The 4,285-nt window shown below is 68.9% G+C and carries 5 protein-coding genes; 3 read left to right on the forward strand and 2 right to left on the reverse strand.

Features of this window, described 5'->3' with window-relative positions:
- Window positions 1-685 (reverse strand): IS3 family transposase (locus AOK11_RS10235; RefSeq protein ID WP_157869319.1); only part of this gene is annotated, 685 nt, incomplete at its 3' end.
- Window positions 686-728: 43 nt separating this feature from the next.
- A complete protein-coding gene (locus tag AOK11_RS10240) occupies window positions 729-1,994 on the reverse strand; it encodes an IS701 family transposase (RefSeq protein ID WP_055593343.1) in 1,266 nt (421 codons plus the stop codon).
- A gap of 191 nt (window positions 1,995-2,185) precedes the next feature.
- Here AOK11_RS10240 and AOK11_RS10245 point away from each other — a divergent pair, with 191 nt between their 5' ends.
- The 3 genes from AOK11_RS10245 to AOK11_RS10255 form a co-directional block, all read left to right on the forward strand.
- Complete coding sequence (locus AOK11_RS10245; protein WP_055593344.1) at window positions 2,186-2,491, forward strand: transposase; 306 nt, start codon at window positions 2,186-2,188, stop codon at window positions 2,489-2,491.
- Window positions 2,488-3,300 (forward strand): IS3 family transposase, encoded by an 813-nt coding sequence (locus AOK11_RS10250; RefSeq protein WP_079034752.1) that lies wholly within the window; start codon window positions 2,488-2,490, stop codon window positions 3,298-3,300. Before AOK11_RS10245 ends, AOK11_RS10250 begins: the two co-directional genes overlap by 4 nt.
- Window positions 3,213-4,285: IS30 family transposase (locus AOK11_RS10255; RefSeq protein ID WP_240497286.1), on the forward strand; the 1,073-nt coding region annotated here is incomplete at its 3' end. The genes AOK11_RS10250 and AOK11_RS10255, both read left to right, overlap by 88 nt.

Consider the following 4,285-nt stretch of genomic DNA (forward strand, 5'->3'; position numbering starts at 1 on the left):
CGTTGTCGTACGCATCGCCGACCGAGCCGATCGAGGCCGCGATACCGGCCGCGTCCAGGTGCTCGGCCAGCCGGAAACTGGTGTACTGGCTGCCCGCGTCGCTGTGATGTATCAACTCGCCGCGAACATGGGGGTGTTCATCGCGGTCGCGCTGCCACAGTGCCATCTCCAGAGCGTCCAGGACGAGCTGGGTCTCCTTCGACGTCGCGGCGGACCAGCCGACGATCCGGCGGGAGAAGGTGTCCACGACGAAGGCCACGTAGACCACCCCGGCCCAGGTCGCCACGTGCGTGAAATCCGCGACCCAGCAGCGATTCGGCGCGCCGGCGACGAAGTCGCGGTCCACCCGGTCCGGTGCCCGCTCGGCCTGCTGGTCCGGAATCGTGGTGAGGACCCTCTTGCCGCGGACCGCGCCGGCGATGCCCAGCTCGCGCATCAGCCGTTCGACGGTGCAGCGGGCCACCGCGTGACCCTGCCGGTTCAGCTCCCGCCAGATCTTCCGGGCCCCGTAGACACGGTAGTTGTCGGTGTGGACCTGGCGGATCCGCTCCTTGAGTTCCGCGTCCCGCACGGTACGGGCAGACGGGACGGCCAGGCGTTTCTTGTGCGCGTAATAGTAGGGCTTGGTCAGGTCGGGGTGGGTGAGGGTATGTCGCGGTGGCAGGTGGGGCAGGCGCCGGTCCAGACCGCGAGGAGGGTCTGCAGTTCGCGGACGATGCGGTAGAGGCTCAGGCCGGCGCCTCGTCTTTTGGGGCTCGGGCCAGTCGTTGCAGGGTGCAGAACGCGTGGGCGACGGAGACGAGGGTGACGTGGTGGTGCCAGCCGGTCCAGGTGCGGCCCTCGAAGTGAGCCAGTCCCAGGGCCTGTTTCATCTCCCGGTAGTCGTGCTCGATGCGCCAGCGGAGTTTGGCCAGGCGGACCAGGGTGGTCAGCGGAGTGTCGGCGGGCAGGTCGGACAGCCAGAACTGGACCGGTTCCGGTTCGGTGGCGGGCCACTCGGCCAGAAGCCAGCACTCCGGGAGTTCTGGGCCGTCGGTGGTCTGCCGGATCTCGCGTCCGGCAGGCCGGATCCGCAGGGCCACGAAGCGGGAGTACATCCGCTTGCGGCCGGAGCGCCCGGCGCCGGGCCGGGATCCCTCCCGCCACTGGACCGGCCTTGCGGCCTTCCGGCCCGCCGCGATGACCAGCTCTTTCACCGACTGGGGCTTGTCCGGGTACTTCGCCACCGGCGGACGCCCGTTCCCGCTGTAGGGCGGGGTCACCGGCACGGCGTCGCCGGGCTGGGCCGAGAGCGTGGTGGAGATCCCCACCACATAGTGGAGGCCGCGGGCCTGCAGGCCGAGGCGGAACGCCGCCGCGTCGCCGTATCCGGCGTCCGCGACGGCCAGCGGCACCTCGATGCCCCACGAGCGGGTCTCATCGAGCATGTCCAGGGCCAGCTGCCACTTCTCCACATGCCCGACGTCCTCGGGAATGCCGCAGGCGGTGCGGCGGGCGACCTTGGCCGGGTCCGCCTTCACGGACCCGGGCGCCCAGGTCTCGGGCAGGAACAGCCGCCAGTCGACCGCCGCCGAGGCATGATCGGACGCGAGGTGCAGGGAGACGCCCACCTGGCAGTTGGTGACCTTGCCCGCGGTGCCGGTGTACTGCCGCGACACACACGCCGAGGCATTGCCGTCCTTGAGGAAGCCGGTGTCGTCGAAGATCAGCGCCTTCGGCCGGATCGCCGCTTCCATCTTCCAGGCCAGCCGGGCCCGCACGTGCGCCGGATCCCACGGACTGGTCGTCACGAAATGGGCAAGAGCCTGCCGGTTCCCGTCCTCACCCAGCCGGGCCGCCATCGGCTCGACCGACTTGCGCTGCCCATCGGTGAGCAGACCTCGCAAGTAGACCTGCCCCCACCGACGCTGATCATTACGCGCGAACGGCTCGAAGACCCCTGCCGCGAAGTCCTCCAACTCGCTACGCACAGATGCAATTTCCTCCGGAGTCACACATCCTCAACGACACACCGGACCCACAGGACACGCACCATCAACGCCGACCTGACCAAGCCCTAATAGGTGGAAGGGGCGATTGAAGCTTCCCCTTGATGTTGGACACCTGGAGACCGGGACGTGAAGCTTCCCCTTGATGTTGGACACCTGGAGACCGGGACGTGAGGTTCCAGAGGAAGTAGTGCCAGGTGGGAAACAAGAGCAACCGCAGCAGGCGGTACACGCAGGAGTTCAAGCGGGACGCGGTCGCCCTGGTCCGCTCCTCCGGCAGGACCGTCACCGAGGTGGCCCGGGAACTCGGGGTCAGCGCCGAGGGACTGCGGAACTGGGTCAAGCAGGACACGATCGACTGCGGGCAAGGGGCCCCGGGCGAGCTGACGAGCGCGGAGCGGGAAGAGTTGCGCCGGCTGCGGCGGCAGAACCGTGAGCAGGCCGAGACGATCGAGGTGCTGCGAAAAGCGGCGGTCTTCTTCGCGAAAGAGAGCGATCGATGAGCGACGTGTACGCGTTCATCGAGGCGGAGAAGACCACCCACCCAGTCGCTCTGCTGTGCCGGCTGCTGAAGGTGGCCCGGTCCTCCTTCTACGCCTGGTTGGCCGGCGAGCAGGCCCGCGCCGCCCGCCGGGCCGCCGACGACGCCCTGGCCCACGAGATCACCGTGTTGCACATCGCCTCCCGGTGCACCTACGGGGTGCCGCGTATCCATGCCGAGTTGCGCAGGCTGGATTGGCGGGTCAACCGCAAGCGAGTGGAGCGGATCATGCGTGAGCGCGGCATCGCCGGGGTCACCCGGCGCAAGCGCCGGTCGCTGACCCGTCCGGCGAAGAGGGCGGTGCCCGCCGCGGACCTGATCGGCCGCGACTTCACAGCCGATGCCCCGGGCCGGAAACTGGTCGGGGACATCACCTATATCCCCACCGACGAGGGCTGGCTGTATCTGGCGACCTGGCTGGACCTGGCCACCCGCGAGATCGTCGGCTACTCGATGGCCGACCACCACCGCGCCTCCCTGGTCGTCGACGCGCTGAGGATGGCTGCCGGCCGCGGGCTGCTCAAGGAGGGCTGCATCGCACACTCGGACCGCGGATCCGAGGGCGGATTCAACTGGTCGTCGCAACACCTTGATCACGGAGGTATGCGATGGGACGAGACCAGAAGCAGAAGATGCCGGAGGCTCTTGCGGGAGCGCGACGGCAGTGGGCGGCGGATCGGGCAATGCGACCGCCAATGCGTTCACCGGGTCGGCCGGAGCCCTCTCGTGCAGTGCAGCGCCACTTCTGGCGGCGGATCGCGTCGGGAGTGACGACGGCAGAGGCCGCGGTGGCTGTTGGCGTTTCATGGCCGGTCGGAACCCGGTGGTTCCGTCACGCTGGCGGGATGCCGCCGATCAGCCTGGACGAGCCCACCGGCCGCTATCTGTCGTTCGCTGAGCGTGAGGAGATCGCGCTACTGCGCGCCCAGGACTTCGGCGTGCGGGAGATCGCTCGCAGGATCGGCCGCGACGCGGGCACGATCTCACGCGAGCTGCGCCGCAACGCGGCGACCCGGGGCGGCAAACCGGTCTACCGGGCTCTGGTAGCGCAGTGGAAAGCGCAGCAGGCTGCGAAGCGCCCGAAGACCGCGAAGCTCGCAGGCGACGACAGGTTGCGTGAGTACGTGCAGGAGCGGCTCGCCGGCAGCGTCCGTCGCCCCGACGGCATGATCGTCACCGGGCCTGAGACGCCTGGGTGGAAAGGGCTGAACAAGCCGCATCGGCAGGACAGGCGTTGGGCGACGGCATGGAGCCCGGAGCAGATCTCGCACCGGCTCCATGTCGACTTCCCCGATGATGAGTCCATGCGCATCAGCCACGAAGCGATCTACCAGGCGCTGTTCATCGAAGGCCGTGGCGCGCTCAAGCGGGAACTGGTCATGTGTCTGCGCACCGGCCGGGCGCTACGGGTTCCCCGTGCACGGTCGCAGAACAAGCCGAAGGGGCATGTCACCGCGGACGTCATCCTCAGTGAACGCCCCGCCGAGGCCGGGGACCGCGCGGTCCCCGGACACTGGGAAGGCGATTTGATCATCGGGACGGGCCGCTCCGCGATCGGCACGCTTGTCGAGCGCAGCAGCCGCTCCACGCTCCTGGTGCACCTGCCTCGGCTCGAGGGCTGGGGCGAGAGTCCGCCCGTGAAGAACGGCCCCTCGCTCGGGGGCTATGGCGCGATCGCGATGAACGCGGCACTCACCACGTCGATGACGCAGCTGCCCGAGCAGCTACGCAAGACCTGGACTTTCCCCGTGACGTT

Origin of the sequence: Streptomyces hirsutus (assembly GCF_001418415.1) — a bacterium.
GTDB classification, from domain to species: Bacteria; Actinomycetota; Actinomycetes; order Streptomycetales; family Streptomycetaceae; genus Streptomyces; species Streptomyces hirsutus.